At 46.8% G+C, this 1,226-nt stretch carries 2 protein-coding genes; both read left to right on the top strand.

What is annotated here, in order from left to right; genetic code table 11:
• Positions 1 to 320: hypothetical protein (locus L1073_RS17065; RefSeq protein WP_246901423.1), on the top strand; the 320-nt coding region annotated here is incomplete at its 5' end.
• Positions 321 to 334: 14 nt separating this feature from the next.
• Positions 335 to 1,201: a tetratricopeptide repeat protein gene (locus tag L1073_RS17060; protein ID WP_246901421.1), complete on the top strand. Its 867-nt coding sequence runs from the start codon at positions 335 to 337 to the stop codon at positions 1,199 to 1,201.
• The last annotated feature ends 25 nt before the right edge of the window (positions 1,202 to 1,226 follow it).

Raw genomic sequence — 1,226 nt, 5'->3', positions numbered from 1 at the left:
CGATCGAGTTGGTGCTTCGACTTGTTCCGCGTGAAGAAAGACGGAAAAGCATTTTTGACTGGACCTATAAAAAGAACCGGAGCAGTGAAGCGCTATCACTTGCCTCAAACTCAGAATATGGCATGACTCAAGGTAGTGGCCCAAGCGATCAACCTGAATTCACCCTGAAAGATAAGGCTTACGAAGCGGAGTGGTCACAGATCTACGCAAAAAACACTTTGACCCAATTAGTCGGTCTCACAATAGCTTTCAGGTCGATAGATACTCATGCATTCAAGAACGACTTATTGATACTCAATGTTGAAAGTTTAGGAAATTAATGGGGATCGCGAGAATGAAACGCTTAATTTTTATCATGGTGCTATGCCTATCCAGCAGCGTACAGGCGGACATCCTGTTTCAGGATCCTACGGGAAAGGCGTTTGGCGCGGCCATCGATAAGCTTTCGGAGGAAGAGCTTAAGGATTTATCTACGTCCGATGCGAACCGGAAAAAATTATTCCTCGGTATTTTTTATATAAAAGGGGCTCCAGGGTTTCATGTTGAGAAAGACTGCGAAAAGGCTGTCGATTTTTTGCAAGACGCTTGGGAAAGTGACATCACTGATGCCGGCTATTCTCTGGCAACCATGTATTATAATGGGGTTTGTACGGATAAGGATATCGATAAGGCAAGGGAGCTGGCAACCCAAGCAGCGCAGGAAGGCTATATTCTTGCACAACGCATGTTGGGCCTAGCCTATGTGGGTGAGAAGTGGGAAGAGCTATACCCCTACGATGTCGAGAAAGGAATCTACTGGCTCAGCAAAGCGGGTAACGCCGGTGATGGCAGGTCTTCTGGACAGATGGCATATATGTATAGAAAAGGCGAAGGAGTATCCCGAGACGACAAGAAATCTTTTTTGTGGCTAAAAAAAAGCGTCTTCAATAAATACGAAAAAGGAATCAATATTGGCTTTCACATATTGGCTGAACGCTATGAGAAAGGCATGGGGACTGAGAAAGATCTTGTCAAAGCCTACAAATATTACGACCTTAGCGGCACCGCTGGCGCTGAAGGCAAACAACGTGTCGCCAAGAAAATGACCCAGGAGCAGATCGACGAGGCTATTCGCCAGTCTCGCACTTGGCAGGAAGAACATAATACATATGTGCCCAGCTATCATGGTCTGGAGCGCCAAGCAGATGGCGCGTATCGCTGAGCGCTGGCCAAGAGACATCGCCCGA

Source organism: Chromohalobacter nigrandesensis (assembly GCF_023061285.1).
Classification (GTDB): domain Bacteria; phylum Pseudomonadota; class Gammaproteobacteria; order Pseudomonadales; family Halomonadaceae; genus Chromohalobacter; species Chromohalobacter nigrandesensis.
The sequence above is the reverse complement of the archived record's forward strand: the minus strand, read 5'-3'. Positions and strand labels throughout refer to the sequence as shown.